Raw genomic sequence first — 25,268 nt, forward strand, 5'->3', positions numbered from 1 at the left:
CCTCGATTGATGAACATCGTAATAGGATGTTACTTAAATATAGCTAATCAAGTCACTAATATTAGTAAGCTTAATTACGTTTGAGTGAGAAGAATCTACTTCTATGCCAAACCCTCTCATATTCATATTTATAGCTAAATCTATATCAACCTTTGAGTCACCGATCATAAATGATTCATTGATCTTAATATTAGGGTATTTCTCCATTGCCTCCGTAATCATTCCAGTTTGAGGTTTTATGCAATTGCACCCTTCATTCCTTCTATGCGGACAATAAAACACATCGAGAATGTTTATTCCCTGACCTGATAGTTCGCTAAGCAACTTTTTATTAATTTTTTTATACTGTTGCAAAGATATAAATCCTTCATTTATTAGGTATTGATTCGTAATGATGATTATCTTATATCCCCTCTGCTGTACTTCCTTTAACGTCCGTATTGCGTCGGCAAAAAATACAGGGTTGTCTATATATGACCACTTGCTATCAGTATAATCTTCTATAATGGTACCGTCCCTATCAAAAAAACCAACTTTCAAATTTCTCACCTCAACGCTCTTTTAAATAAAGCGATTGCTTATATTGGACAATCGCGCCCCGTTTATGGAATGACCTTTGTTAATTCTCTTTAACCATAGTAATGAACTCTGCAAAGTCAGTAGTGAACTTGTCTTTTTTTATGAACCCTAATTTTTCATATAAATGAATAGCTCTTCTGTTAAATGTTGCAACTGATAGTCTTATGGGAGTTCCGGCATAGTTTTCTTTTATGTAGTTAATTATAAATTCACAAAAATCATACCCGTATCCTTTTCCTACATAATCAGGGTCCATACCAAGACCCATATCTACAAATTTAACATTATATACACCATATTTATGTCCAACCGGTATTTGAGCTGGCTCACCCGTACATAAGAAACCAAACACTTCACCATTACCGTCAGTTATAGCTTGATAAGAACCATCGAGCCGTTCTTTTATTTCCTCTTCATTCACTTCATTATTATAAAAGTCATATGGCTTTTCATATCTCCAACTTAGTATTGTTCTAGCTGAATTTAAGTCCATACTTTTAACGGTTAAATTCATAATACCCCTCATTTTATTAGTTTATTTAGTACCAAAGCTTGTTCCATTAAACTCCCTTTAACTGAATACCAATTATTTCAAATCCTCTTATTTCGTAAACCGTTTATTAAAGAATCTGGCCCTTATTACAAAGAAGGGCGCAAGTCTTATTCCAGATTTGCGCCCGTTTCTATAAGACTCAGCTTCGAGATGAATCCACAAAACAACAAATATCTTGCTCCATTTTGTTTTACTTAGTAAGCATAAGGTAACTAAGTATTGTAGAGAGTCATTCTTATGGAAGTACTAGCTGTCGTTTTAGTGGCTATCGGCATAATAGCTCTCCGAGTTATCAGTTTTTTCTATCCTAGTTGGAAAGAGATAAAAGGGGAGCATTTATCGGAACGTAAACGCTTTGGCTATGGCGTATTAGGAATCGGTATTTTACTTCTAATGTTTATACTAAGTCAATTTATCATCAAAATATAGGCCCATTACTTTTTATTAAGCAATCGCGCCCTTAACAGAAGACTTGATTTCAAGATAATCTTAAAAGAAAGATCATAACTTGCTTGTTTATTCAAGTGTTAATTCGATAGTTCATTCATAATAATACTTATCCTTTGATTAATACTATATATTTCTTCAATTAAGTCACTTAAGCTAACAGCTATAAATATTGAAATACCTGTTAATATAACTAAAGATAACATTACAACCCATTTAAATAGTTGGTCAAAGCTCATAGGATAAACCTCCATATATGCAAAAAATTTTTAGGGGGGATATTAAGACATCTTTATCAATTAAAAACTCCCCCGAGATGTGTCTATGTTAACGACCCTCATGGGAGATAGAGGTAAATTGTCTTCCTATTCTACTATTCTTTAATTAATTTGAAACTTTCCTCTTTATTATTCCAGGAGATTGTAACAGGTATGGTAGAACCTTCATCGAATGTAGCACAACCAGAGCATTGAGTAGTGGTTTCAATGGTTTTCTTAGTAGATGCTTGGTCTTGTTTCAATATAGTTTGACCACCATTAATGTTTATAGTCAAGTTATCTACTTCATCTATTTTATCATTAGTCAGTCTAAAAGAGTATTTACCTGTTACATCGGTTTCATCATTAACCAGTTGAAGTTTACCTTCCCAATTATTACTTTCTCCTTCAAATGTAATATAATTTTCACTACTACATCCTGAAAGAAATAAAATAAGTAAAAGAAAAAATAAAATTAGTTTTTTCAAAATAACCCATCCTTACTCACGATGATATATTATATAATACTAAGAATGATAGGGCTTATAATAAGCTACCATTTTATTACTAATATCTGGAGCACAAAGAAAGAGCGCTAATCTTTATTCAAATTTAGCGCCCGTTTGTTTAACATGGCTTTCTTAACTAGAAGCCAACTTCAACTTAATAAATTTTCTCTTTCCTACCTGTAAAACAAGTCCATCACTAACGGATACAGTAAAGGCAGGATCCATAACTTTTTCTTGGTTTATTCGAATGCCGCCATTCTTAATCATCCGTCTAACCTCACTCTTTGATGGTAGCAACTCAAGATACTTTACTAAGTCCACAATACCGATTTGGTCTTCTTTATCCCAGATTACCTCGGGCATATCACTAGGAATCTGATTTTTTTGAAAGACATTAAAAAAATGTTTCTTGCTTTGTTCAGCCGTTTTACTATCATATAGCATTTCAACAAAAGAAAGAGCTAAACGAATTTTTGCATCCCTGGGGTGAAGCATATCCTTTTGTAAATGTTCTTTTATCAACGTCACTTCATCTATGGATAAGTTAGAAGCCAACTCAAAATATTTCACAATGAGTTCATCAGGAATAGACATGGTCTTTCCAAAGATATCGTTCGGTCTTTCATCGATTCCAATGTAATTATTTTTCGATTTTGACATTTTTTCTACTCCATCTAATCCCTCAATCAACGGGAGTAGCAACACCACTTGTTTCTCCTGGCCAAATTGTTCTTGAACTTGTCGACCAAATAATACATTAAATTCTTGGTCGGTGCCGCCTAATTCGATGTCTGATTCTAAAATATGTGAATCATACCCTTGCATTACTGGGTAGAAAAATTCGTGAAGATAGATAGGTTTGTTGGCGTTATACCTATTATGGAAATCATTTCGTTCTAGCATCCGGGCCACAGTTACATTGCTTGCTAGTTGGAGAACTTCAGCAAAGTCAACTTTAGATAACCACTGAGCGTTATAATGAAGTTCAACAGCATCCATATCGATGACTTTCCCAAATTGTTCAAAATAAGTTTTAGCATTATAGCGTACTTCATCGTCTGTCAAAGCTTTTCTAGCTGTTGCCTTTCCAGTTGGGTCTCCTATTTTCCCGGTGAAATCTCCAATAATCAATTGAATCGTATGACCCAACTCTTGAAATTGTTTTAGCTTATTCAAGACCACAGTATGTCCAATATGTACATCCGGTGCTGTTGGGTCTAATCCTAATTTGACCTTAAGGGGCTGATCTTGCCAAATGGATTTAGCAATTTTTTGTTTAAACTCTTCTTCCGGAATAATGGCATCTACTCCATAAGATAAAATTTTATATTGCTTTTCTAGTTCTTTTAACTGTAGTTCATTCAATTGTTCTAAGTAGTTCATTCAGAGACCCCCTTTTAATATAAAAAAGACACATCCCAAATCAAGGGACGTGCCTTTGTCACGCGTTACCACCCAAGTTAAAGAATGAGGGTTACCTCATCTTCCACTCAAAAAGATAACGGATTTACCGTCTAATACTAATCACCAAAAAGTTTTCGTAGTAGAAGCTCAAGAAAGTAATTCATATAGATATTTGTATCGATTCGCAGCAACCATCGACTCTCTGAAACATTGACATCTACACTACTGGGATTCTATCAGTGCAATTTTTATTAAATTAAGAACAATAATACTTTTGATCTTACTTATTGTCAATATAATGTTTATTGAATTAAAGCGCCCCGTTTCCTGAAGACTTGATTTCAAGATAATCTTAGACTTTTACCTATTGTTAAGAGTCATTTTTTAATGACGTCATTACTGAAACGTCTAATTCTTCACTTTCTATTACAATAGCAGTTAAGCCTACTTCTGTTTTGGTTTCATGCCATTCATCCTTTTCCCAATATACAGCTTCACCACTTTTTACAGGGGTAAAAGTTACTTCTTTACCTCTTACTATACCTTCTCCTTTTACTATTAATAAAAGCTGAGGCACTACTGCTTGATGATAACCAATTACTCCGTTTTCCTCTAAATGCATACACCCAATATGAGCACCTTTTTGCGTTTGGGTAATGCGAGACATAATAAAATTTGAATCGAACTTTGTGATTTTCTTTCCATTTTCCTTATTGAATTGATAAACTTCCATCTCATGCCTCCCGATTTTTTAACTAACCATTCTATTCTATATTTCAATATAGATAGAAGTAATCCTGCAAGTCTTATTCCAGATTTGCGCCCTTATGCAGAAGACTCAATTTCAAGATAACGCATGGATTGTCTAGTTTTGTGTTGACGATCCCCCCTTAAAAAAGGTTGTTTCTATCGTTTAGTTGGATTTTAATTTAGCAATAAAGCTATCGGAAAATTTCATTCCATTTTCATATATCGCTTCTTCGCTATTATTTTCTAGGGTGTCATAAACTAATTGTATATCTTCCGGCCCCAACTTAACATTTGTACCTAGACGTAACGTGTCAATGATCCCCATAAATGTGGGTTCACCCTGTGTAAATTTCCGCAATAAATCCGGATTTTCCTTAATATATTCCCTGGTTTCCGCTGGTAACCGTTCAAACGCGCCCTTGGTATGGCCGTCTGTTTTCTCTAGTAATTTATTCGCAGTTTCTAGCTGCTCTTCCTGCGATTCTACTTGTTCTACATCCAATTCATTGCCGCAACCGCTTAATAATAGCCCAGCTGCCAGCAACATTATAAAACCTTTCACTATCTCAACTCCCATCCATTATTCCCCCCTAGAATACCTAAAAATATAGGGAAAAAGCGCTTTGCAATTCAAGAAAAGTTAGCAATAGGTAAGCGTTTGATGTTATCTCCGGCTTTTCCCCTGCTCCACACCGAACGTGCTAGTTTCCCAGCATTCGGCGCTCCATCTAACGATATGTACTAGATTATAAGTTCCTTGTTACTCTTCGAGACGGGATGATTCAATTTGATCCAGCTCACATACCTTTCGGTATTGGTTGATCTTCTCGAGCTTAAATTGATTAACCCCTAACTTGTAGAGGAAAAACTTAATCCTTTTAGCATCCTTCATATGAATTAATTGATGAACATCTTCATGGAGGATTCGAAGGTTACGGAACTGGTCGCTTCCTCCAAGATGTTTCGGTATGTAATGGTGACAATGGACATTATAGGAGTACAAGTATTGTCCTGTAATTTCACATTTCCCCATCTTCATACTGTATCGACTAATCCTGTTATCCAAGTATTCAACACTTCGATTTGGTAGGGTAGCCTTCATTAAGAAACTAACTTCCTTTTGAATATCGGGTCGCAGTTTCTTATACAAGTTTTCCCTACCCTTCTTTGTATAAAGCGAAAGCTTTGGACTGAAGTTCATAGTATTGACCGTTTTAACACCGCCAATGGGAAAAAGATACATATCTCTTATTCTAAACGTTTTCGTCCCTAAGCTAAAAAGCTTTTTATAAATCGGGGGTGGATTAAATGGATGCTCCTGTTTTCCAACTGGTCGAAGACGGTTATACAGGAATGGTTTAAGATCGAATGCAAGACGTGAGAACTCCAGGTTTACATGTGTCGCTCGGTTGAAGTAGTGATGGATTCCTAAAACAAAACTATTATAACGGTGTACATTTTCGGCGGTTGGAGAAGCCTTCATTCTTCGAATGAGTTTTTTGGCTTCCTGTTTCATTTTTTCTCTTTTTGAAGAAATGATGCCTGTATGTGCCACCCGTTTCTTACCCTTTTTATTCGCACGAATAGTGAAACCTAAGAACTCAGATTCTCGTTTTCTCAAGTTTACAATTTGAGATTTCTCAGGAGAGATGTCCAGCTTTAAGCGCTCTTTTAAGTAAAGTCGTACCGCATGGTACCACCGTTGAGCAATCTTTCCATCTCGACATAGGATTTTGAAATCATCGGCGTACCTAACCAAGTATCCCTCTTTCAAATTTGTTCGTTTTCTAGCCTGCCTTTTAGAATCATCAGAACTGTATGATTTGGTAAGAGGAAATACCTCCCATTGGCCTGCAACCCATTGGTCCAGGTCATTTAAAACCACGTTTGATAGTAGAGGGGATAAAATTCCACCTTGCGGGGATCCTTTCTCTGGTACGCCTTCTCCATCAATTTCTGACTTTATCATTTTCGAGATACAAGTAAGAACCTTGCGGTCATGAATACCCATATTCCAAAGCTGTTTATTTAACAATGAGTGATTTACATTATCAAAGAAGCTCTTAATATCTATATCAACCACAAAATGAAATTGCGCTTGATTAATCAAGTATTGTATCCTAGCCATAGCATGATGAGCAGACCGGAGAGGTCTGAACCCGTAGCTATGCTTGAAAAACTGAGATTCTACAATAGGTTCGAGAACTTGTTTGAAACATTGTTGGATGATTCTATCCAAGATACATGGAATCCCAAGAGGTCTCCATTTACCATTTTCTTTTTCAGTCCATTCTCTGCGAACTTTCTTCGGGTGATAATTTCTTAGTTTGGTCCGTACTTCTGTAACGAGTTCATTTTCTGATAGTTCTTTCATGTCGTCGATGGTTTTCCCATCGGTACCTGGTGTTTTAGAACCTTTATTGGTTTTTATCATGCGAAAAGCGAGGAGGATGTTTTCTCTTGATATGATGGTGTCATAGAGATGAGAAAATACTTGTACTCGGCTCGCTTTTTCGTATAGTTCTGTAAATGTCTCCGTCATATTGTAATAATCCCAGTTTCGTAACGTTGGCACTGTGGCATCCCTCCTTATGGAGTAATGTTCCCACGTTCCTACCCGATCGGTGCCATTCACATTAGGAAAATAATCGTTTCATTCATTAGACTTGGGGTTGTTCCTCCACTCCCGTTACAGGAGGTTCATCAGTCATACCCCTACCCTCACAAGGATAAATGCTTTTCAGCATAACTTTATAGCAAACGTTTCGGGTGACAGCCCTTGATTCAACGTTCCTTGCTTTCCAAGTCCCTTACAACGTAGCTATCCTTACTAACATAGGTGCTTCCTTTAAGCCTGTGAGCTAGATACCGCCATGGTTCGGTATAGCGTCTTTCAGAGGGCGCAATTTTACTCCACACCACTCACCCCATCGTGAGATGGGACATAAGTTTCCTTATGTTCGAATCTTTAGACCCTTACATTCGGAAGTTCGTCAGTTCCTATTTCAAAGAACTATTCTCACCTTATCCAGTTTTTCAGCCGTGCGGCATATCCGTTAGCATACCTTTTCATAAGAATGGCTTCAGCCTTCGTTCTGCCGAATCCACCTGTGCTTCATACCCTAAGACCTGTCAGCCTTAACGCATGCAGGAGTATTGACGGGATGGTTTCAGGAAACATGGTTCCGTCATTCCCATCCTCCGTTGCAAAGTTGAAATTTTAAATGCTTAAAACTTCCTGTATTTTCACGCTGAAAAGCGTTTATAACAGAACTTGTCGCGCGCGCCCGTTTCTTTAATGGTATTATGCAATTACTTCAGTTACGGTACAAAAATAAACCTAAAATCCCCCACCGCCCATTGGAGGACCACCTCTCCGAGACTTTTCTTTTTCAATAGCCCTTTCAACTTCTTTTTCTTGCTCTGTCTTTTCACGATAAGGGGTGTGGAATTTCCTTTTTTGCTTTCGTTTATCAAGGTAAACCATGAGAATTATAAATAAAACTAAAAACAATCCCCATAAAATGTTAGAAAGCAATGTATCTTCTCCTTTCGATAATTGCTAAATCAAGCTATTAGTATATACGCTGAATAACAAAATAACTAAGAGTGCTTAAGCCGACGTTTTGAAGATAATAATTTAACAATAAATCCTGATACAAGAGATAACATCGTATATATAACTACCCAAATCCAAAATGAAGAATTAAACACTACAAAAGTTGAAATGATTGCAGCAATTGCAACTATAACGGGGGTAATATAGATATTTTTAAAAATAAAATACCCAACTGCTCCTAATATAAGAGAGACAACTGGTAGAACAAATATGACAAGCTGAACTAAGTAAATATTCATGCCCCCTTTCTCATTCAACCGATTATTCAAATCCCATCCTTTTACTTAAAACAATTATTTCAAACTTCCATCACTTCCACAATAAGGGTAATCCCGGAATATGCCCTTAAATGTAAAATGAGCGCTGATCCTTATTACAGAATCGTGCCCCGTTTACGGAAGATCGTACTACAAGTCTTCCATCCTCTTTAATTGATTATAGTTTGTTCACTATTTCAAACTCATAAAATGGGTGGATTTCGGATATGCATTTTTTCTTAAAAATCCAAGTGAAGTATAAAACTTATTAGCTTGTTCTGTATCTGTATGAAGTACTAAAACATTATAATAGGTTTTTGCATTTCTAATTATTTCTTTCAACAAGACCCTACCAATACCAATTCTTCTATAAGCCCTAGAAACGTAAAACCTTCTCAATCGACCGATATTTTGTTTCTGTGAATACGGGTCTACATTAACCCCACCGATAGCAATTAGTACACCATCGTTATTAAATACACCATATATGGATTCACCCACGACTTTAAATGTGTTAGTACCATTTTTATAATCAGTAACTAACCTTTCAAGAAATTGAAATCCCTCTTCTTTACTTTCGCTTACCAAATAAGTTATATCGTATTGATATAGGTTCTTAATCTTTTTAACACTATATCCTTCCATACCTACCTCCAAAAAAAGCTGACAGATGTTCAAGAAAAACGCTCTTCTCACAAAGAATGCAAGTCTTATTCAAGATTTGCGCCCGAGAATTGAAGACTCCTCTGAAACGGAATTAAGACTATACCCAATCGTTAATACGTTTATATTGGCATAGGAATAGTTATGTGGCTAGGTTAAATCCTATCCGGATACCTAGTGGAATTGATGCCCATGTGATGATAATAGAAGTGAGTAGATACATTCCGGGAGCTTTGCTTTTGTAAATGAACAATCCAGCCAATACTCCTGCAAACCATATTGGTAACACCCAAAGGAATTCCGGTGATACAAACGTTTTATCAGATGTATTTTCTGCAATCGTACCTGCCGCAAAAAAGGTTGAAATTAGTATTGCAAGAAGTCCACTTACAATCGTGTTGATTATGAAGGTTGTCTTTATCTTCCCCATATACACCATCCTTTCTATATCAGTAGATTCCACAACATTCCAAATTATGTATCTTCAATCATTCTCTACAAAATTCCTGTCCCTTAACATTAACATAAATAACCATATTTTCTCGTTCAATATTATAGTAATATGGAACATTTTCCATCTTGAGGAATCCATTGTCTTGAAGTCAAGTCTTCAAGATAATGGCCCGATACATTAATAAAAGCGCAATCCTTTGCTCCAGAATTGCGCCCTATAATGGAAGACTTGATTTCGAGATATATTCGAGTATGTTTTTAACTTAACCGTTAGTCAAATAACTCTTCATCTTTGTATGCTTTAGACCAATGGTAAGGCTGAACTTCTTCTAGTGTTTTGAAAAGTAATGGTTTCTCGTCATTTGAAGATACCGCTACCTTTACATCTCTTCCCCAGTAAATCAACCTTTCCTGACAGACCCCACAAGGAGTTAATACCTTAAATCCTTCATTTTCATCGTCTCTTACAACACAAATTGAATGAGTAATTTTTGTATTAAATTTATGTGCTTCCAAAATCGCACCTGTTTCTATACATAACTCTGTTGAAGCATTTATGACCTCTGGAGCAACACTCGTCAATATTTCATCCTCGTTAGTGCACATTGCTGCTGCACCACCCCAGCCAGTTGGGTATCTTTTTTCAAGCAGTTCTTTTGCTGCCTGATATAATTTTTGTTCAATATCCAATTTTGCTTCCCCCTAGTTACTCCTTTTCTTTCCAAACATAATTGTAACACCTTAAACCGTTCTTGAACTAAACTGCTCCGTGAAAAAAAGCGATCGTCTTTATTAGACAATCGCGCCTTTAACGGAAGAACCGTTAATAACTCAAACAGTTTACTTTGTCCATTCGTACTCCATCTTCAAAAATTCAACCTGACTACCATCCTCGTCTTGCTGCATAAAGGTCTTAACAGATTCAAAACCTGCTCTTTTATAGACCTTTATAGCCCTTTTATTAAAAGTAGCAACCGAAAGCGTTATTTCTTTAGGGTTAAATTTTGAAATAGCAAAGTTTAGTCCAGCTTTAAAGAAATCTAAACCCATTCCCCTTCCAGTTAGTTCGGGTTTCATACCTAAGCCAATCTCAACGGAATCTTCCTCAGTTTCAAAACAAAAGAACCCGATTTCTTCGTTACCCTTTTTAACCATGTAATAAATGTCCCCACGTGGACTCAAGAGTTCAGCTATATCCTCTTCATCATTCTCATAATCATAAAAAGAATATTCCCCTTCATAGTGCCAGTTTGAAATTTTCTCTGCTTGCTTTTTTGATATTTCACTAAAATTGTAATCCATGATAACTCCTCCTATCACATCTCTAATACCCATCTGATCTTCCGCAAAATGGCCCTATAACGGAATAAAGCGATTTTTAAAATTTGAATAAAGATAACTGTTTATTCATCTGGCGAGAGGAGTATTTATACCACCACTTTAATAAACATACTACCAAAACATACATAGATTAAATGCCATATACAATAAAATAAAAAGTTCACCAAAACCATTAAGCTTGAAGAACAAAATGCAATTCAGTCACCTATTAGTTCATTTAGACTTTATCCATTAACCTGTAACCCTAACAATTTTGCAAATCCAATGGCTTGTTCAGGAGAAACTACACACCCGTCCAAATTTCCTATATTTACATTGATACGATCAAATGTACATGTACTAATATCTATACCCTTAAGTACCGTATTAGTAAAATTGACACCGTCAATATTGCATTGATCAAACTTAACCTTGTTAAATTTACATTCATAATAGTTAGCGTTCTGCAGAGATGAATGGTCAAATATCACTTGTTTTAACTGAGCATCTACGAAATCACTCATATTTACTATACAATTTTCAAAAGAAACGTTTCCTTGATTGGACCCCGAAAGGTTTAAGCCCATTAATTTACAGTCTTTAAAAGTGACCCTATGTATAATGCCTTCACTAAAGCTAGCATTAGATAAATCACAGTTGTCAAAAGCTACATCCGTCATATCAATCTTAGTAAAAGCAGCATTTATAAACCTTACATTTTTAAAAGTGACTTTAGATAGAACTAATTTATCAATCTCCTCTTCAATGTCGGTGTTAGTAATTATGCTGTTGGCTAAGTATGGGTCTTCTTCGTAATAAATGTCTTGAAAATTTGCCGCTTTTAGATGTGACGGTATATTTGGGAGTTCAATTTTAAATCTTTTTGTCATAATAATACTGTAACACCCTTCAATTAGTTATTTGGATAACTACAAAAATAACTCAGAGAAACTCTAACATAAAGAAATGTGAAGAATAAGTCTTTAATTCTATATGAAACTTTGTACACGATTGGACAGTGCGAAAATATCCTCAGTCGTGAGAAAGGTATCTTGCTGTTTAGATAACACTTCATACGATCATCCGTATAATCCCCCCATACGATAGGGGTTTATGAAGAATCTTTCATCCCAAACAGTCCACAATGATCAATAACCAGAGAAAAGACGCGATTTTCAAATGAATCGCGTCCCCAATATTAATATATTTCATAATGAGTAAATTCCGACTTCTTCCCGCCCATTTTGTTATATAGAGATTTGGCGATATGATTATCTTCTGCCGTTTCCCAAATCATGCTGCAAAAATTATTCTCTCGAATATGGTCCAAGCACTTTTCAAATAGCCTTTCCCCGAGACGCTGTCCTCTCACTTCAGGGTTTACAAAAAGATCATTAAGAATAGCCTGCCTACCAACACTTAACGTACTAAATGTATAATATAAAGTAGCAAAACCAACCAATTCATCACTCTTCACGGCCACAAATTGTAACCCCTTGGTAGGATTTTCGATTAAATGATGAATTAAATTAATTAGCGCCTCGTTATCAGGTTGTGGTTGTTTGTAAAAATCAACGATATATTGATTCATTAAATCTAACAGTTTTGTGGTGTCAGACTTATTGACAGAACGAACCCTGATTTCATCCATATCCTTCACTCCTTTGTAATTTTGACCTTGTAATTTGTTGTGATAATCTTACAAATAAACAAGGTCAGTTGAATGAAATTAATTATATAAACAATATGTATCCAGTAAAAGGGACAGTTGATTTAAACTTTTCAGGGTCAGTTATGAGAGGGACAATATCATGATAGAAATCACTCCAATTTTAAACAAGAACACGGATTCTCCACTGTATTTCCAACTATATATGTATATTAAAGAAGAAATTCAAGGGGGAGAATTGGATGGATGATGAACTGCTATCATGACCCAACCTGGAAAAAAGCCAGACCCTGTTGCAAGCCTTTTTTGATGCTTTACATGCCCATTGATCGATTGACGACGATCCCATTTTCTTTAGTATAGAGTTAGGTGAACTTATCTTTTACTAACTTTTCAGCAAATAATATTTACTACCAGTTGGGTGGTGAGAGAAATGTGCAATGAGGAGGGCAAGAAAATGAGTGCAACAACCAAGTTGAAAAATCAACACGCTCATGCTCATTATAAACCGTCCCGTGCCGAACGTTACAAGCATTCTATAAATCAAGAAAGACAGAAAAATGCACAAGTTGCCAAAGATCATGGTTTCTCAGTCTTAGAATATATGGAATCAACAGGCAAGAAGCCTCTGCCAACAGACGAAAATGGTGTAATTCTCATTGATCCCAACGATCCTAATCAGAGAGGGGGGATGGAAGACTTTCCTTCCAGAGAACTGATGTAGCGTCTGACAGATCTCTGGACCGCTTCATTTCCGTTTTTTTGTACAATATTACGAAAGACATTGTAGACTCGGTTGAAATGAAGCTTACCCACTCAGAATCTGCAACAACCTGGATGATGTCCCCGCTCATCAGAATTCCTTTACCCGCATTTCCTTTAAAAAGTATTGCCCTAACTCAATGTTCGTTTAATTTCATCCACTCACTTAGATACATTCTTCCTGTTACTTTATTTTTGTTTTCCATTGTACTAATAAATTCTAGACTGTTACCATCTGGATCATCAAAATGTATCTTGGCATGTGCATACGTATCATAAGACATAACAAATGGTTCAATTGGTGCGAAACCAAATGCCTTCCTTGGTTTATAACCTTTCTCTTTTAACCATGTTATCGAATTCTGCAAATCCTTGAAGGAAACCTCAAATGCTATATGCCTTAACGATGGATGATAGTCTACTTGTACATTCTCTGTTTCCCATAAACCCAGCCAACTTTTATTTCTATCAATCCATAAAAAAGCCAACTTTTTGTCAACTATATGGTCAACCTCTAAACCAAGTCCTTCATAAAAGTCGATTGATCGTTCTAAGTTGCTTACAGGTAAGTGTGCTTCATATAAACCTTTAATCACGTGATCGCCTCCTTATGTTTAGAATACGATTTTCACGTAATGATTACTTCAGAGAAAGGTCTAAAGTAATCTACAACTTTTGATGTATAGTCAAGGGAAGTTGAGAATAAACTGCTCCCATCATTCATCTATAAAACAACTTTCTTAAAATAGTAAAATTCTATGTTATGACTGATTTCAAACGCTCTCATTCAAAGAGATCGATAGAAAAATGGTTAGGTTTCTATCCAAATACTTGAGCTGCAATCCCGTACAAATGGTTATTTCTTTTAGGTATGGATTCAGCATTCAACATCATTATTGGAGGTTGACTCACTTGGTCGAACCCAGCTGCTTTCAAAAAATGGAGAAAGTCATCCTGGCCAGAGGGAACATCTATCCTAAGTTTGCCATTATGGTTTTTGCTCAATTCATTTATTAACAATGATGCAGCTTTACTGCTGGGAGCAACAATTGGCCCCAGTATTAAATTGACTGGCCCTAGAACGGAAAGACCGTAACCTATCATTTCATTTTTTTGGTCTTTCAAAATTAAACACTCGTGAGACTGATTTATTCGCTCTCTTAAAAACCTCGACCTTGAATCTCCGAAAGCACCTTGATCCAACTGTATGACCTTGGTTATTTCATTTTTTCGAAGTCGATCTACTTTGTGGTTTTCTTGTGTGACAGCTAGCTTCTTATAGTTATCAACTAGCAGTTTGTGAACATGGTCTACTATTTTAAAACCCATGCGTTCATACAAGAACTTTCCTTCAGGCGTAGCAATGAGCATAACAGGATTAATCCCAGTGGAATTATTTACACACACCTGGGTAACCTGTCTTCCTAAGCCTAAACCTCTGTGGTTTTGATCAACGATAATCATTCCAATTGATGCCAACTCAGTATCATAAGTTATTAGCGCTCCACACGACACTACATGGTCATTTCGCTTATGTCCAAATACCTTTCCTGCCGACATTACTGTGCTAATTTCACGGTAATCATAGTCCCAACCAATAGATTGTGAAAGAGCTATGATGCAAGGTATATCATTTTTATATAACCGCTCCAAACTAATCTCTTTACTCTTTATCTTTCTCATAACTAACCTCACCGACCCTCTTAACAACTTATCACTGAGATTTTATAATTAAGAAACGTTTCACTACCAGTATTTCCGATCAAAAAGCATTTCTTATTTAACTACGGTTCCTGAGGGGTTTTATGAACATTGGGTAGGGAGCCTAGAAGGGTAAACACGAAAGAAGTGAACTTTAACACTTCGGATCATCTCTTAACATATCAACCACTTTCCCTGTTAATTCCCCCTATCTCTATCCGATTCCCATCTGGATCATTCAATACAGCAATCTTTCCCCAAGGAAATTCCAGTTGTTTCTGTGTAAAATGAACCCCTCGTTTTTCAAGCTTACTCACCTCACTGGATAGGGAATCAACATCAAAACGAAGAACAGTAGGGTTTCGTTCCCTAGTTTTCTCATTATCAGTACCTACGCCGCCTTTCTCGACCATTAAATATCCGTGAGCAAGTTCAAGAGAAACCAAGGTTTCCTTGACTGATCTTACCTTGAAATTCAAAACTTCTTTGTAAAAATCAATACAATCCTCATAATGTTCAACAAATAAGATCAACCCAAATTCACGAAAATTCACTATTTATCCCCCATTAGTTAATATTGGTTCCTTATTAACTATATAGGGTTGATTCCAAATTTTCTTCGTTTCTTTGAATGATTATGTTCTACGACTTTTGGATGAAGACACCCAAAAGATCTTACTGCTGTACGAAGGATTTCTCTTAACTTAGAGCCAAATAGCCGTAAAACCGGAGATCAAGCACAGTTAAAACATAGCCAGCTAAAGTTAAAATTCTTCTTTTGCCAGAAACCTCCCCAAGTACACCCCACTCGCTGCTGCTTGCGAAAGCGAATGCGTTTCTCCAGAGCAATCCCCAATCAGAAAAAATCCAGGAACTTCAGTCTCAAAATGCTCATTTGTGTACAGTTTCGGTTCATAGAATTTCGCATCCATTCCATATAATAGCGTTTTCGGGTCAATCGGCTCTCCAATTAAACCTTCTAATGCTGAGAAAAACTCGAGTAAGGCCTTCGTATAAAACGCGGGAACTTCATCCAGAAGATTGCCTCCCTCTCCTTTCAAAGAAGGCGAGATCGGATTTTGCTCAACATCTTTAGTCGTCTGACCTAGTTTTAAATCTTCTAGACGTTGGACGACAATGCGTTCCTGTCTGCGGTTGATGTTTCCAATGATTCTTTTTCCTTCGTTGATCGCTTCTTCATATGTATCAAAATACTGAGGCACAAAAAGTGTGAAGTTCAAGTTGGCACTTGGAACATCCTTTTCGTTTTGGTTCTGTCCATCTGGCATAACTAAACCGTGCTGGTGTTTGTGAATGATCCTGCCCCGTGGATTCATACAATAGGTCGTGGCAGAATATCCTTCTCCTTCATATTTCAGTTTCGTTTCAAACGTCTGCTGTAAAATTGAATCCAGCTGGTCACCTCTCATCTCTACACGCACCCCCAGATCAAGCCGAGTCTGTCCAGGGTACAGTCCTAAATTGGCCGTTTGCTCGCCCAACCACTCACTGCCACTCATTCCTGTCGCCAGAACCACACGATTACTTACAAACGTGCCGCGATCCGTTTCTACTTTATAACCTTCTTCGTAGTTGCTAATTTTTCGAACATCAGCTTCGAACGTAAACATTATGTGATTTTTTAAAGCATTGTACATCTGTTGAAAAATATAGGCAGCAAGGCTTGTGCCGAGATGTCGTACTTCTGTTGAAAGAACCTTTAACGAATGTCTCATAGCCCTTTCTGAAAGCTCCCGATTTTTGGTGCTGTACGTCTCCACTTGATCGGCACCAAATGAACACAATATATTGTCCACCTCTTTCATAAGTTCAAGAGTTTTTTGCTCACCAATTTTCTTAGCAAGGTCTCCACCGAAATCATTCGTATAATTGAACTTTCCTTCCGATTTTCCAAGCCCAGCAAACCCGATATACTTACTGCAGCCTCCTTCACACGTGCATTCTTTACCATCGTCCAATCCACATGTTCGCTCACTTAGCTTTTTTCCTTTATCAATCACGTGAACCGATAGCTGATCATTTTCTTTGATCAATGTATAAGCCAGAAAAATGCTGCTTACTCCGGCACCGATGATCGTAATGTCATTCATGGAAATCTCCCTTCTAAAACATAATCATTCTCTGCTTTTTCCTACTCCGCAATCTTAAGTTAACATACATATGTTGTATGTTAACATAGATATAAGAATTATTATCCAGGGGGATTTTATGAGGAAAATTCGCGTTATACTCGGTATTTCTGGTTCATTACTGCTTTGCTTTTTAGGAATTTATCGATTGTTGAACGAATCGCTGAGCACGGGTCCATTAATTTTCTCCATTTTCTTTGTGATTGCCGGGCCTATTTCAGCTATAGCTATGGTAAAAGATTATAAAAGACAAAAAGAAATACTGTATAGGCAATAGGCGTATCCCTTATTTATGCGGATGCGCCTTTTCATTATTGTTCTTTTGGCAAATACCGTCGTATTGTAGATTTTAAATAACACCGAAATATTGTATCTTTTTTTAGCAATAATCAGCCAGACGATCACTTTATTTCCTTTTACGATAAAGGAAGAGGTGATTAATTTTGTATAAAACGTTATGGAAAAATAAAAATATACGGTATTACCTGCTGGCTGGGGGTGTATCGCGGCTTGGGGATGTGCTGTCTGGCATGGCATTTCTATTTTTGGCGTACGATTTAACGGGGTCTAGTCTTCATACAACTGGTATGGCTATGGCCGAGACCTTGCCGTATCTATTATTTGGATTAATAGGCGGGGTTATGGCAGACTGGCTACCGAAAAAAAGTTATTAATCTACCTGGATGTTGCTCGTATCCCATTAATGTTGTCGATTGTAGGATTGTACTATTTTGATATGCTTTCTTACCTATATTTATTAATCGTAAGCTTTCTTATTCAAAGCATCGGGTGCTTCTTCAATCCAGCTCATAGATCCGTGCTACCCTCCATAACAATCGAAGAAGAACGAACAAAAGCCAACAGTTTAAATGATACATTAACGAGAAGCGTCACTGTTCTTAGTCCTGTTTTATCAGTATGGTTATTACATTCCTATGGTGCGGTACATTTCTTCACCTTTGACGCATTAACCTACGCTATTAGTGCGCTTTGTATTGCTCAAGTACATTTAAAAGAAAGTAAACCTGTAGTCAACAAATCAATCAAAGCGGTATTTGGAGCTATCATAGAGTTTGCTTCCTGGACCAAAGCTCACTCCACCGTAAGACAGTTATTTTTATTTACCTTTATTACGGTATTTTTTAACACGTGGGTCTGGGAAGTTGGACTATTACTCGCTTTATCAGAAATGAGTTCACAAAGCGAGGAATTATATAGTATCTTGCAGGGCGTATTTGGTGGTGTAGTGATTTTGACGAATATCGTCCTTCCTTATTTCATTAAAAAAATGACTCTTCGTCTCTACTTAGTTGGAGCATTTATTTGGGGGACAGGAATCACCTATTATGGACTGCTCTATGACATTAAACATTTTTTTATCGGCTGTGCCATAGTAGGTGTCGGGCTGCCAGTCGCTGGGCTGGCGCGTGTATATCTTCTGCAATCCCTTGTACCCGAAGACAAAATGGGACGCGCCTTTAGTTCTAATGCCGTTCTATTGTATTTTTCCAACACCATTTCATTAGGGCTGTACGGTCTATTGGTATTGTTTATTCCTATCCAACACTTAATGATTGGCAGTGGTTTCCTCATCGTTATCGTGAGTGTTGTAAGTTTACTTTTTAAAACCGTGAATTCTGCGAAATTCACTCGGCGTTTTCCGATAAACTTTCTTAAATAGGTGGTTGTAAGAAGATACACTTTTAAATCCATGTTGAAGAGCAAGAGAAAGAATTGAATCATTTGTATGTAAGAGGGAATTCTGACTGCGAAATAGACGGTACAGCTGTAACCAAGAATACGGAGAGAGTCCCAGTTCTTCCTTAAAAAGGTGTGCAAATTGATATTTGTTTAACCTTGCAGCTGCAGCCATCTCGTCCAACGTCCAATCTTCATTATAGCTCTCTTTAAGAGCCTTAATGGCATCATTGATATTAGCTTGACTATTTATTATTGGAAATTCACTTTGGTGGGACCCAGTACCATATTGGAGCATCATGATCGAGAGCTGGGTCAAGCTATGATCAAGAAAAAACTGATTAGCCGCTGAGCTAGCCCCATCATTAAGTGATAAAAAGTCTCGAACAAATGATACCCACTGTCGGATTTGAGGGTGTTTATAGGAAACCATTGAAAACTCAGGATCCGTGTGTTTAAATCCTAAGTGATCGGCTGCATCCCGAAGTAAAGAGGGCTGGATCTCTACAAGAAATTTTTCTTTAGTAGCCTTGAGCTGTTTATGTACTTCATTCGGATTAAATATGAAGAATTCCCCATGATCAATAGTGATGTCACCACGCTGCGTCTGATAATCTCCCCTGCCAAATGGAGAAAAAATCAACTTATAACAATCATCACTTCTCCAGTTGCGCTCATCTAAATGATCATTGCGCATAAGCAGTAAACCATTCTCGCTATCCAATATCATAAATCTATCCTCCAGTATTAGTTTTTTTTAGTTTATCATAGAAAAACTAATATGGATTTCTTCACTTTCTCTTTTTCTCATACCCGCCACAAAATAAAACGATGGTGCCGTCCATCAGAAAAGGACGGCACCATGATTTCATCATGAATTATTAAATACTTGAGAAATTTCCTTTTGAGCAATATCTTCATTAGCAGCTTCTAATTCGTTATGTTCATCAACGGAATCGCCTGTAAACCTGTCCTCCGTGTCAGAAGGCTGATTAGCTTTCAGCCCACTTTCCACACCTATCTCACCACTGGTATTCGTCTGCGTGGGAAAATCAAATTTCTTTTTAGGTTGCTTTTTCATTTTCGTCACCTCCACTACATAGCTTGGCTGTAACGTTGATTTTAATTCTTGCATCTTAAACAGTTATTTTAGTGGAAGATGTCTCTTCATTGTAGGATTATGAACTTCAAGCCAATTCCCGCCTCTTCTACCAACCAATCCCCAAAAGAATCTAAGAACTATAATAAATCCTCTGTATTCGAAGAAGGAATAATCGCATACTCGATCGTCTTTCTTATTTCCAATTAATTCAATGTTTATTTTATCTAGGAAAAAAGCGTTTGTCCTCTATCACTTTTTCAAAACTCTACAAAATGACATTTTCCGAAAGGGGTTACCAAACAACGTGTAAATAAATTCTCTATAATACGTATTTAAGAGTAGTCACGATCTTGGAATCGCTTAGAATTGCTGCGTGAAGAAGGGATACCCAGTAAGACACGCATAACCCCTATAGTAATAAAGGTGATGACTATTCCTAACGCAATACCCATAAATAATACCTCCTCTTTTCAACGTATTTCATACACTATTTTAAGACTCCTTTCTTATCTTTCGAATTGAACTTTAGAAAATTATACGTTACATTTCATCCAACTTTCTCAATAGCAATTTGGTGTAGTCCCCATTCAACAGTAGTCGTGTCCGGATTCATACTTATTTCTTGAATCTCCGAAGCGATTTCATTTAAAAAATCTTGATTATAATGGTCTAATATGTACTGTTCATTGCGCCATACATCAAAATTTAATAGAAAATTTCGTGCTACTAGCTCTATAGGTGGTGTAATACTCACAATTTCTCTATGCTGAATTTTATAATTAGAATTGTCTTCTAATTCTCCAAATCTCTTACCTACATATAAATCTCCCCCATTATGCTTGATCAATTCAGCTGCTAATTTAAAATAAGTTTGAATAGCAGGATGGTTACTGTGTGTCCATTCATCCTCTTCACAAAGTAGTGAGCCGCCTGGTTTTAATTCTCCTATCCATGCTTCCATACATTCCAAAGGATTTGGTAAATGGGACAAAAGGAATCTTGCAAAAATTACATCTGCAGGACTATTGGGTAATGGAGTGCTTGTAACATTATGTTCTACAAATTCGAAATCATTATTTTCAATAGCACGATTTAGATGCGACCTTGAAACATCAACGCCAATGATCTTATCAGGATTTATCTCCTCAGCTATCATTTTTGTCGTATTTCCAGGACCACAGCCGAGATCTAAAGCTAGTTTTGAATGAATCTTAACAGTATTTCTAATAAATGATCTGCTAGTTGGCCCAAACATTCTCTCTACAAGGTTAAGCCTTTCTACTGCGATATTTGAATCACCGAATGAATAGTGCTCTTTCTTTTTGGAAAAGCTCATTTACTTTCATTCCTTTCTATAGAATTGAGTACAAGGAGCCCCAAAAAAAGAACTCTATACTTTGCAGTTATTTTGTATACTCAACCTGAACACCTAACTGGTTCAACAATTCAAAATAAGATGGGCATGTCTTGGATACGCACCCTGGATTATTAATTTGAACACCTGGTACTTTAGCTCCGATCAAAGCTAATGACATGGCTACCCTATGATCATCGTAAGAATCTAAAGTTGCGGCAAGTGGATTTCCAGGAAAAACAGTTAACCCATCTTTATATTCCGTTACTTCAATACCTAGTTTCTTGAGCTCAGTACAAATCGCACTAATTCTATCTGATTCGTGATGACGTATATGTTCAACGTCCTTCAATGTAATAGGGCCTGAAGCAAACGGTGCGATTGAAGCAAGTGTTAACGTTTGATCAGACATTTCTTTCATACTTATTTCAAATCCCCCTTGTAAAGTTGGGGCACCAGTTAATTCTATATAATCCAGACCTCTTACAATTTTGCAGCCCATTTTTTCATAGACATCAATCATTTTTATATCGGGTTGGTCTGTTTGCACGGAAAGATTGTTAATTCTAATCCGACCATTCATTATTGCTGCTAATGCTAAAAAATAGCTTGCTGTGGATGCATCAGCTTCTAATTGAATGTCACGACCAAGATACTCTGATTTTGGAACAACCATCTGGGTTAGATCATCTGAATAATGTACGTTTACTCCGAACTTTTCCATCAGATTTAAAGTAATTCTTACATAGTCATGCTGAACAATATAGTCTGGGATTGAAACGGTTACTTCTTTTTTGGCATATGGGCTTGCCATAAGTAAACCACTTATAAACTGACTAGAGATCTTACCAGATATACTCACTAAACCTCCCTCAAGCCCTCCTCCCTTTATTTGTATGGGATAATATCCTTCGTTACTTAGATATTTAATATCGGCACCCAAATCGGTAAGAGCTTTTATTAAAGGCTGGACAGGACGCTCACTCATTCTATTACTTGCCTCCAACACCCAATTTCCTTCCTTACTTACTGCTAATGCTCCAGGGAGAAAACGAGCAATGGTACCCGCAGCACCAATATATAAATCTGCTTGGTGAGTTGGCCATACTGAATTGCAACCTGAAACCGTAACGACATCACCATCAACCTCAGTCCTAACGCCAAGTTTATTTAGGACATCTATGCACCAATAGGAATCATCACTTTTAAGAATTCCAGATAAGGTGGACGTTCCCTTTGCCAAAGCAGCCATAATCAATGCTCTATTGGTAAAACTCTTACTTCCTGGAATTCTAATATCACTATTCATTTGTTTTTCCACTGGGGAAATGGTCACCGTTTGAACCTCATTTAATGTCGACCAAGGGGATCTAGCTTTCATGTCAGTGTTACTCAAGTAAACACTTCCTCTCTTTATTATGTTCGGAATGATGCCTGTGTTCTATCATAAAAATCTTTTTGTCGTGACAGTGATTTTTACTTATTCTTCTTTACTTTTCTTGCCATTGTAATCATAGCCTGACTTCCCCCAATAATAGAGAAAGACTGCAGGACATAATATAGACAGTATTGCTATTATGAAATGAATCTTAATCACTCCTTATGATGGTTTAGTTCCACATATGATTTAACTAACTGAATCATAACACTTTATGTAAAATTACGAAATTTCCATCTTTTATTATTCCTACTTTTCAATTCTGTATAGCTACCCATAATGTTAACCCTGCACTATAGTACAGGGTTAACATACAGCAGATGAATCTTCATTTGTTAATCCGAAGCCTCCAGTATACAAACACTAAACTGACGATCGGCATCTGACAATGTTGTCATCAACGTAAAACTACTCTTCCTACTTAGCGTCTCTATTTCTGCTTCAGAATACTTGTAAGAATTTTCGGTATGAATCGTTTCCCCCTTTTTAAAGGTGATGGATTCTCCTTCGATTGATATCGTTTGGTCCTTTTTACTTCTTAAGTGCATCTCGATACGGCCTGCGGTTGAATTATAAAAAGAATAATGTGAAAACGCCTGGATATCGAGATCTGTTTCCAGTTCACGCTTGATCCGGGTTAACACGTTTTTGTTAAAGGCTGCCGTTATGCCTGCCTGATCATTGTAGGCCGCTTCTAACGTATCGATATCTTTTTTTCTGTCTACTCCTAAAATCATTCGATCACCAGTTCCAAGTAAAGCTCGGATGCTCTGCAAGAAACGGATCGCCTCTTCTGGTTCAAAATTACCGATTGTTGAACCTGGAAAAAAGACGACCTTTTGTTCAGCATCCGCATCCAAATCAGGAAGTGAGAAGGCTTCAGTATAATCTGCACTTACCCCTGTCACTTGAATATTTGGAAAGCTCTTCTTTAATTGGTCCACTGTATTCGACAGCATCTCGGGAGAAATATCAATTGGTACGTAGGCTTGAATACCAGGAATGTTTTCTAAAAGAATTCTTGTTTTTGTACTACTTCCGCTACCCAATTCGATTAAAGCCGTCGTTTTTTGAAAGGAATCTTTCAACCATTCAATATTGCCTGATAAGATTGTTGCTTCGGTCCTTGTCTGATAATATTCAGGAAGTTCGGTTATTTTTTCGAACAGTTGAGAGCCCTTTTTATCATAAAGAAATTTAGAGGAAATATACTTCCTTTCCCTCGTTAGCCCTTTCAAAATTTCTGTTTTAAACGTTTCGAATTCTGTGTTGTGATGGGCTATCTGCTTTGCATAAGTTATTGAGTTCATACATCATCCGCCAATCGAAACCCACTAAATTGCCACCTCATATGTGGATAGAAAAAATTCCGGTAAGTCAGACGGATATGGGACCGGGGGGTTACACATGAACCGCCTTTTAGAACGAATTGATTGGCCATAAACTTGGCATTATACTCCCCTAGTGCACCCTCCAAAGGTTTACTTCTTGGATAGGGAACATAAGGGCTTTGCGTCCATTCCCATACATCACCGTAGGCCTTATCAAAGGATTTATTCGAGTAGTGAGAGTGTGGTTGGAAGTGACCATCTTCCATGAAATGTCCATCCGTTGATTGATCCTTCACCGCGTGCTCCCATTCTTGCTCTGTAGGTAAACGCCTGCCAGCCCAACGCGCATAGGCATCCGCCTCATAAAAACTCACATGAGTGACAGGAGCTCGTGGATCGACGACCTGCAAACCACTTAATGTATAGGTGTACCACTCTTCATCCTTTTTCATCCAGTATTGCGGGTGTCCCCACTGTTCCTCCTTCACTTTCTGCCAACCATCAGACAACCAATAGTCTGGTGTTTCATACCCTTGGTCATTGATAAACTCGATGAATTCTCCGTTCGTTACCGGGCGATTCGCTAACTGGTAAGGGGCTAAATAAGTTTTATGCCGAGGACCTTCATTATCAAAAGCAAATCCAGCCCCCTCATGACCAACCTCCACGAGGCCCCTTCTATTTCGTGAAACACAAGCTCCGGGGTGTGGGAAGAACATTCATTGGAACCTTCCTGAAACACGGGGTAAAGAGGATTAAATGAAAAGTTATACTTTATATCCATTAAAATCAGTTCTTGATGCTGTTGTTCATGCTGTAAACCGATCTCAACAAGCTTCCCGATTTGATCTTCATTTCCCTTCTCCGATAACAAATGCTCCATATGGGTATCGACATATTTACGATAATCCATCGTTTCCTTAACCGTTGGACGTGTGATAAGCCCTCGTTTTGCCTGAGGATGAGGTGTCCCAACGGTTTCATAATAAGAGTTAAACAGGTAGAGGAACTCAGAATTATAATATTGATATCCAGGAACATAGGCTTCCAAAATAAATTTTTCGAAAAACCATGTTGTGTGAGCCAAATGCCACTTCGTAGGACTAACATGGGTGGCCGCCTGGACGATGAAATCTTCTGTTTCCAAATTTGAAACTAACCTTTCACTATAAGTTCTGATTGATTGATATTCCTCCTGTATTTCTATATCTTCAGTTAATTGCAAAGTTATCTCTCCTTTTTAGGTTGATCA

31 protein-coding genes, 1 pseudogene and 1 other annotated feature are annotated in these 25,268 nt (G+C 37.2%); of the genes and pseudogenes, 5 read left to right on the forward strand and 27 right to left on the reverse strand.

Going from position 1 to position 25,268, the window contains the following annotated elements:
- Nucleotides 1-33: 33 nt before the first annotated feature.
- Together MUO15_RS04885 and MUO15_RS04890 are read right to left on the reverse strand one after the other, a co-directional pair.
- Nucleotides 34-540: a D-glycero-alpha-D-manno-heptose-1,7-bisphosphate 7-phosphatase gene (locus MUO15_RS04885; RefSeq protein ID WP_245033951.1), complete on the reverse strand. Its 507-nt coding sequence runs from the start codon at nt 538-540 to the stop codon at nt 34-36.
- Nucleotides 541-619: 79 nt separating this feature from the next.
- Nucleotides 620-1,093, reverse strand: coding sequence for a GNAT family N-acetyltransferase (locus MUO15_RS04890; protein WP_245033953.1), 474 nt, complete (start codon nt 1,091-1,093; stop codon nt 620-622).
- Nucleotides 1,094-1,369: 276 nt separating this feature from the next.
- Here MUO15_RS04890 and MUO15_RS04895 point away from each other — a divergent pair, with 276 nt between their 5' ends.
- A complete protein-coding gene (locus MUO15_RS04895) occupies nt 1,370-1,561 on the forward strand; it encodes a hypothetical protein (RefSeq protein WP_245033955.1) in 192 nt (63 codons plus the stop codon).
- 391 nt (nt 1,562-1,952) lie between these two features.
- On the opposite strand, the gene MUO15_RS04900 is transcribed toward MUO15_RS04895, so the two are convergent.
- From MUO15_RS04900 to MUO15_RS04960, 13 genes are all read right to left on the reverse strand, one after another.
- Nucleotides 1,953-2,324 carry a hypothetical protein gene (locus tag MUO15_RS04900; RefSeq protein WP_245033957.1) on the reverse strand — a complete coding sequence of 124 codons (372 nt, stop codon included), beginning with the start codon at nt 2,322-2,324 and terminating at the stop codon, nt 1,953-1,955.
- Between the two features lie 153 nt (nt 2,325-2,477).
- On the reverse strand, nt 2,478-3,728 hold the full coding sequence (tyrS, locus tag MUO15_RS04905; protein WP_245033960.1) for a tyrosine--tRNA ligase: 1,251 nt from the start codon (nt 3,726-3,728) through the stop codon (nt 2,478-2,480).
- 40 nt (nt 3,729-3,768) lie between these two features.
- Nucleotides 3,769-3,998, reverse strand: a binding site (T-box leader).
- Between the two features lie 121 nt (nt 3,999-4,119).
- Nucleotides 4,120-4,482 carry a cupin domain-containing protein gene (locus MUO15_RS04910; protein WP_245033962.1) on the reverse strand — a complete coding sequence of 121 codons (363 nt, stop codon included), beginning with the start codon at nt 4,480-4,482 and terminating at the stop codon, nt 4,120-4,122.
- A 180-nt stretch (nt 4,483-4,662) separates the two neighbouring features.
- A complete protein-coding gene (locus tag MUO15_RS04915) occupies nt 4,663-5,076 on the reverse strand; it encodes a hypothetical protein (protein WP_245033964.1) in 414 nt (137 codons plus the stop codon).
- 183 nt (nt 5,077-5,259) lie between these two features.
- Entirely contained in the window at nt 5,260-7,074 is a 1,815-nt protein-coding gene (ltrA, locus tag MUO15_RS04920) for a group II intron reverse transcriptase/maturase (RefSeq protein WP_245033899.1), read from the reverse strand.
- Nucleotides 7,075-7,839: 765 nt separating this feature from the next.
- Nucleotides 7,840-8,037: a hypothetical protein gene (locus MUO15_RS04925; RefSeq protein ID WP_245033966.1), complete on the reverse strand. Its 198-nt coding sequence runs from the start codon at nt 8,035-8,037 to the stop codon at nt 7,840-7,842.
- A gap of 65 nt (nt 8,038-8,102) precedes the next feature.
- On the reverse strand, nt 8,103-8,357 hold the full coding sequence (locus MUO15_RS04930) for a DUF2651 family protein (protein ID WP_245033968.1): 255 nt from the start codon (nt 8,355-8,357) through the stop codon (nt 8,103-8,105).
- A 210-nt stretch (nt 8,358-8,567) separates the two neighbouring features.
- Nucleotides 8,568-9,020 (reverse strand): GNAT family N-acetyltransferase, encoded by a 453-nt coding sequence (locus MUO15_RS04935; RefSeq protein WP_245033971.1) that lies wholly within the window; start codon nt 9,018-9,020, stop codon nt 8,568-8,570.
- A gap of 160 nt (nt 9,021-9,180) precedes the next feature.
- Nucleotides 9,181-9,468, reverse strand: coding sequence for a hypothetical protein (locus MUO15_RS04940; RefSeq protein ID WP_245033973.1), 288 nt, complete (start codon nt 9,466-9,468; stop codon nt 9,181-9,183).
- 293 nt (nt 9,469-9,761) lie between these two features.
- Nucleotides 9,762-10,181 carry a cytidine deaminase gene (locus MUO15_RS04945; RefSeq protein WP_245033975.1) on the reverse strand — a complete coding sequence of 140 codons (420 nt, stop codon included), beginning with the start codon at nt 10,179-10,181 and terminating at the stop codon, nt 9,762-9,764.
- A 150-nt stretch (nt 10,182-10,331) separates the two neighbouring features.
- Nucleotides 10,332-10,793 carry a GNAT family N-acetyltransferase gene (locus tag MUO15_RS04950; protein ID WP_245035854.1) on the reverse strand — a complete coding sequence of 154 codons (462 nt, stop codon included), beginning with the start codon at nt 10,791-10,793 and terminating at the stop codon, nt 10,332-10,334.
- Between the two features lie 263 nt (nt 10,794-11,056).
- On the reverse strand, nt 11,057-11,701 hold the full coding sequence (locus tag MUO15_RS04955) for a pentapeptide repeat-containing protein (RefSeq protein WP_245033976.1): 645 nt from the start codon (nt 11,699-11,701) through the stop codon (nt 11,057-11,059).
- Between the two features lie 308 nt (nt 11,702-12,009).
- Nucleotides 12,010-12,462, reverse strand: coding sequence for a GNAT family N-acetyltransferase (locus tag MUO15_RS04960; protein ID WP_245033978.1), 453 nt, complete (start codon nt 12,460-12,462; stop codon nt 12,010-12,012).
- Between the two features lie 475 nt (nt 12,463-12,937).
- Here MUO15_RS04960 and MUO15_RS04965 point away from each other — a divergent pair, with 475 nt between their 5' ends.
- The gene (locus MUO15_RS04965) at nt 12,938-13,204 is read left to right on the forward strand and encodes a hypothetical protein (protein ID WP_245033980.1); all 267 of its coding nucleotides are present in this window, start codon (nt 12,938-12,940) and stop codon (nt 13,202-13,204) included.
- Here MUO15_RS04965 and MUO15_RS04970 read toward each other — a convergent pair.
- From MUO15_RS04970 to MUO15_RS04990, 5 genes and pseudogenes are all read right to left on the reverse strand, one after another.
- Nucleotides 13,159-13,361 (reverse strand): annotated as a pseudogene (locus MUO15_RS04970) (hypothetical protein); the annotation flags it as partial. The gene MUO15_RS04965 and the pseudogene MUO15_RS04970 overlap by 46 nt on opposite strands.
- Before the next feature lie 18 nt (nt 13,362-13,379).
- Nucleotides 13,380-13,838: a VOC family protein gene (locus MUO15_RS04975; protein ID WP_245033982.1), complete on the reverse strand. Its 459-nt coding sequence runs from the start codon at nt 13,836-13,838 to the stop codon at nt 13,380-13,382.
- A gap of 223 nt (nt 13,839-14,061) precedes the next feature.
- Nucleotides 14,062-14,925, reverse strand: a complete 864-nt coding sequence (locus MUO15_RS04980) for a GNAT family N-acetyltransferase (protein ID WP_245033984.1) — start codon at nt 14,923-14,925, stop codon at nt 14,062-14,064.
- Nucleotides 14,926-15,125: 200 nt separating this feature from the next.
- Nucleotides 15,126-15,497 carry a VOC family protein gene (locus MUO15_RS04985; protein ID WP_245033986.1) on the reverse strand — a complete coding sequence of 124 codons (372 nt, stop codon included), beginning with the start codon at nt 15,495-15,497 and terminating at the stop codon, nt 15,126-15,128.
- Nucleotides 15,498-15,707: 210 nt separating this feature from the next.
- A complete protein-coding gene (locus MUO15_RS04990) occupies nt 15,708-17,054 on the reverse strand; it encodes an NAD(FAD)-utilizing dehydrogenase (RefSeq protein ID WP_245033988.1) in 1,347 nt (448 codons plus the stop codon).
- A gap of 118 nt (nt 17,055-17,172) precedes the next feature.
- On the opposite strand from MUO15_RS04990, the gene MUO15_RS04995 reads away from it, so the two are divergent.
- The 3 genes from MUO15_RS04995 to MUO15_RS05005 all read left to right on the forward strand — a co-directional run bounded on the left by MUO15_RS04995 (nt 17,173) and on the right by MUO15_RS05005 (nt 18,774).
- A complete protein-coding gene (locus MUO15_RS04995) occupies nt 17,173-17,370 on the forward strand; it encodes a hypothetical protein (RefSeq protein WP_245033991.1) in 198 nt (65 codons plus the stop codon).
- Nucleotides 17,371-17,536: 166 nt separating this feature from the next.
- Nucleotides 17,537-17,767: a hypothetical protein gene (locus MUO15_RS05000; protein ID WP_245033993.1), complete on the forward strand. Its 231-nt coding sequence runs from the start codon at nt 17,537-17,539 to the stop codon at nt 17,765-17,767.
- A 62-nt stretch (nt 17,768-17,829) separates the two neighbouring features.
- Nucleotides 17,830-18,774, forward strand: coding sequence for an MFS transporter (locus tag MUO15_RS05005; RefSeq protein ID WP_245033995.1), 945 nt, complete (start codon nt 17,830-17,832; stop codon nt 18,772-18,774).
- On the opposite strand, the gene MUO15_RS05010 is transcribed toward MUO15_RS05005, so the two are convergent.
- The 7 genes from MUO15_RS05010 to MUO15_RS21860 form a co-directional block, all read right to left on the reverse strand.
- Nucleotides 18,709-19,521, reverse strand: coding sequence for a helix-turn-helix transcriptional regulator (locus MUO15_RS05010; RefSeq protein ID WP_245033997.1), 813 nt, complete (start codon nt 19,519-19,521; stop codon nt 18,709-18,711). The two genes, MUO15_RS05005 and MUO15_RS05010, sit on opposite strands and share 66 nt — an antisense overlap.
- A 141-nt stretch (nt 19,522-19,662) precedes the next feature.
- A complete protein-coding gene (locus MUO15_RS05015; RefSeq protein ID WP_245033999.1) occupies nt 19,663-19,872 on the reverse strand; it encodes a hypothetical protein in 210 nt (69 codons plus the stop codon).
- Nucleotides 19,873-20,440: 568 nt separating this feature from the next.
- Nucleotides 20,441-21,229, reverse strand: a complete 789-nt coding sequence (locus MUO15_RS05020; RefSeq protein ID WP_245034000.1) for a class I SAM-dependent methyltransferase — start codon at nt 21,227-21,229, stop codon at nt 20,441-20,443.
- 67 nt (nt 21,230-21,296) lie between these two features.
- Entirely contained in the window at nt 21,297-22,643 is a 1,347-nt protein-coding gene (gene aroA, locus MUO15_RS05025; RefSeq protein ID WP_245034002.1) for a 3-phosphoshikimate 1-carboxyvinyltransferase, read from the reverse strand.
- A 377-nt stretch (nt 22,644-23,020) separates the two neighbouring features.
- Nucleotides 23,021-23,995 (reverse strand): L-histidine N(alpha)-methyltransferase, encoded by a 975-nt coding sequence (egtD, locus tag MUO15_RS05030; protein WP_245034004.1) that lies wholly within the window; start codon nt 23,993-23,995, stop codon nt 23,021-23,023.
- Nucleotides 23,992-24,684 (reverse strand): SUMF1/EgtB/PvdO family nonheme iron enzyme, encoded by a 693-nt coding sequence (locus MUO15_RS21855; protein ID WP_318036193.1) that lies wholly within the window; start codon nt 24,682-24,684, stop codon nt 23,992-23,994. Before MUO15_RS21855 ends, egtD begins: the two co-directional genes overlap by 4 nt.
- The gene (locus MUO15_RS21860; RefSeq protein ID WP_318036194.1) at nt 24,615-25,241 is read right to left on the reverse strand and encodes a DinB family protein; all 627 of its coding nucleotides are present in this window, start codon (nt 25,239-25,241) and stop codon (nt 24,615-24,617) included. Before MUO15_RS21860 ends, MUO15_RS21855 begins: the two co-directional genes overlap by 70 nt.
- Nucleotides 25,242-25,268 lie beyond the last annotated feature (27 nt).

Source organism: Halobacillus amylolyticus (genome assembly GCF_022921115.1).
Lineage (GTDB): Bacteria > Bacillota > Bacilli > Bacillales > Halobacillaceae > Halobacillus_A > Halobacillus_A amylolyticus.

Excerpts from the sequence above, each read along its gene's own strand:
- MUO15_RS04890 (WP_245033953.1), bottom strand. The coding sequence starts at position 1,093 with ATGAATTTAACCGTTAAAAGTATGGACTTAAATTCAGCTAGAACAATA.
- MUO15_RS04895 (WP_245033955.1), top strand. The coding sequence starts at position 1,370 with ATGGAAGTACTAGCTGTCGTTTTAGTGGCTATCGGCATAATAGCTCTC.
- tyrS (WP_245033960.1), bottom strand. The coding sequence starts at position 3,728 with ATGAACTACTTAGAACAATTGAATGAACTACAGTTAAAAGAACTAGAA.
- MUO15_RS04910 (WP_245033962.1), bottom strand. The coding sequence starts at position 4,482 with ATGGAAGTTTATCAATTCAATAAGGAAAATGGAAAGAAAATCACAAAG.
- MUO15_RS04915 (WP_245033964.1), bottom strand. The coding sequence starts at position 5,076 with ATGGGAGTTGAGATAGTGAAAGGTTTTATAATGTTGCTGGCAGCTGGG.
- MUO15_RS04930 (WP_245033968.1), bottom strand. The coding sequence starts at position 8,357 with ATGAATATTTACTTAGTTCAGCTTGTCATATTTGTTCTACCAGTTGTC.
- MUO15_RS04935 (WP_245033971.1), bottom strand. The coding sequence starts at position 9,020 with ATGGAAGGATATAGTGTTAAAAAGATTAAGAACCTATATCAATACGAT.
- MUO15_RS04940 (WP_245033973.1), bottom strand. The coding sequence starts at position 9,468 with ATGGGGAAGATAAAGACAACCTTCATAATCAACACGATTGTAAGTGGA.
- MUO15_RS04950 (WP_245035854.1), bottom strand. The coding sequence starts at position 10,793 with ATGGATTACAATTTTAGTGAAATATCAAAAAAGCAAGCAGAGAAAATT.
- MUO15_RS04955 (WP_245033976.1), bottom strand. The coding sequence starts at position 11,701 with ATGACAAAAAGATTTAAAATTGAACTCCCAAATATACCGTCACATCTA.
- MUO15_RS04960 (WP_245033978.1), bottom strand. The coding sequence starts at position 12,462 with ATGGATGAAATCAGGGTTCGTTCTGTCAATAAGTCTGACACCACAAAA.
- MUO15_RS04965 (WP_245033980.1), top strand. The coding sequence starts at position 12,938 with ATGAGTGCAACAACCAAGTTGAAAAATCAACACGCTCATGCTCATTAT.
- MUO15_RS04980 (WP_245033984.1), bottom strand. The coding sequence starts at position 14,925 with ATGAGAAAGATAAAGAGTAAAGAGATTAGTTTGGAGCGGTTATATAAA.
- MUO15_RS04990 (WP_245033988.1), bottom strand. The coding sequence starts at position 17,054 with ATGAATGACATTACGATCATCGGTGCCGGAGTAAGCAGCATTTTTCTG.
- MUO15_RS04995 (WP_245033991.1), top strand. The coding sequence starts at position 17,173 with ATGAGGAAAATTCGCGTTATACTCGGTATTTCTGGTTCATTACTGCTT.
- MUO15_RS05005 (WP_245033995.1), top strand. The coding sequence starts at position 17,830 with ATGCTTTCTTACCTATATTTATTAATCGTAAGCTTTCTTATTCAAAGC.
- MUO15_RS05010 (WP_245033997.1), bottom strand. The coding sequence starts at position 19,521 with ATGATATTGGATAGCGAGAATGGTTTACTGCTTATGCGCAATGATCAT.
- MUO15_RS05015 (WP_245033999.1), bottom strand. The coding sequence starts at position 19,872 with ATGAAAAAGCAACCTAAAAAGAAATTTGATTTTCCCACGCAGACGAAT.
- MUO15_RS05020 (WP_245034000.1), bottom strand. The coding sequence starts at position 21,229 with ATGAGCTTTTCCAAAAAGAAAGAGCACTATTCATTCGGTGATTCAAAT.
- egtD (WP_245034004.1), bottom strand. The coding sequence starts at position 23,995 with ATGAACTCAATAACTTATGCAAAGCAGATAGCCCATCACAACACAGAA.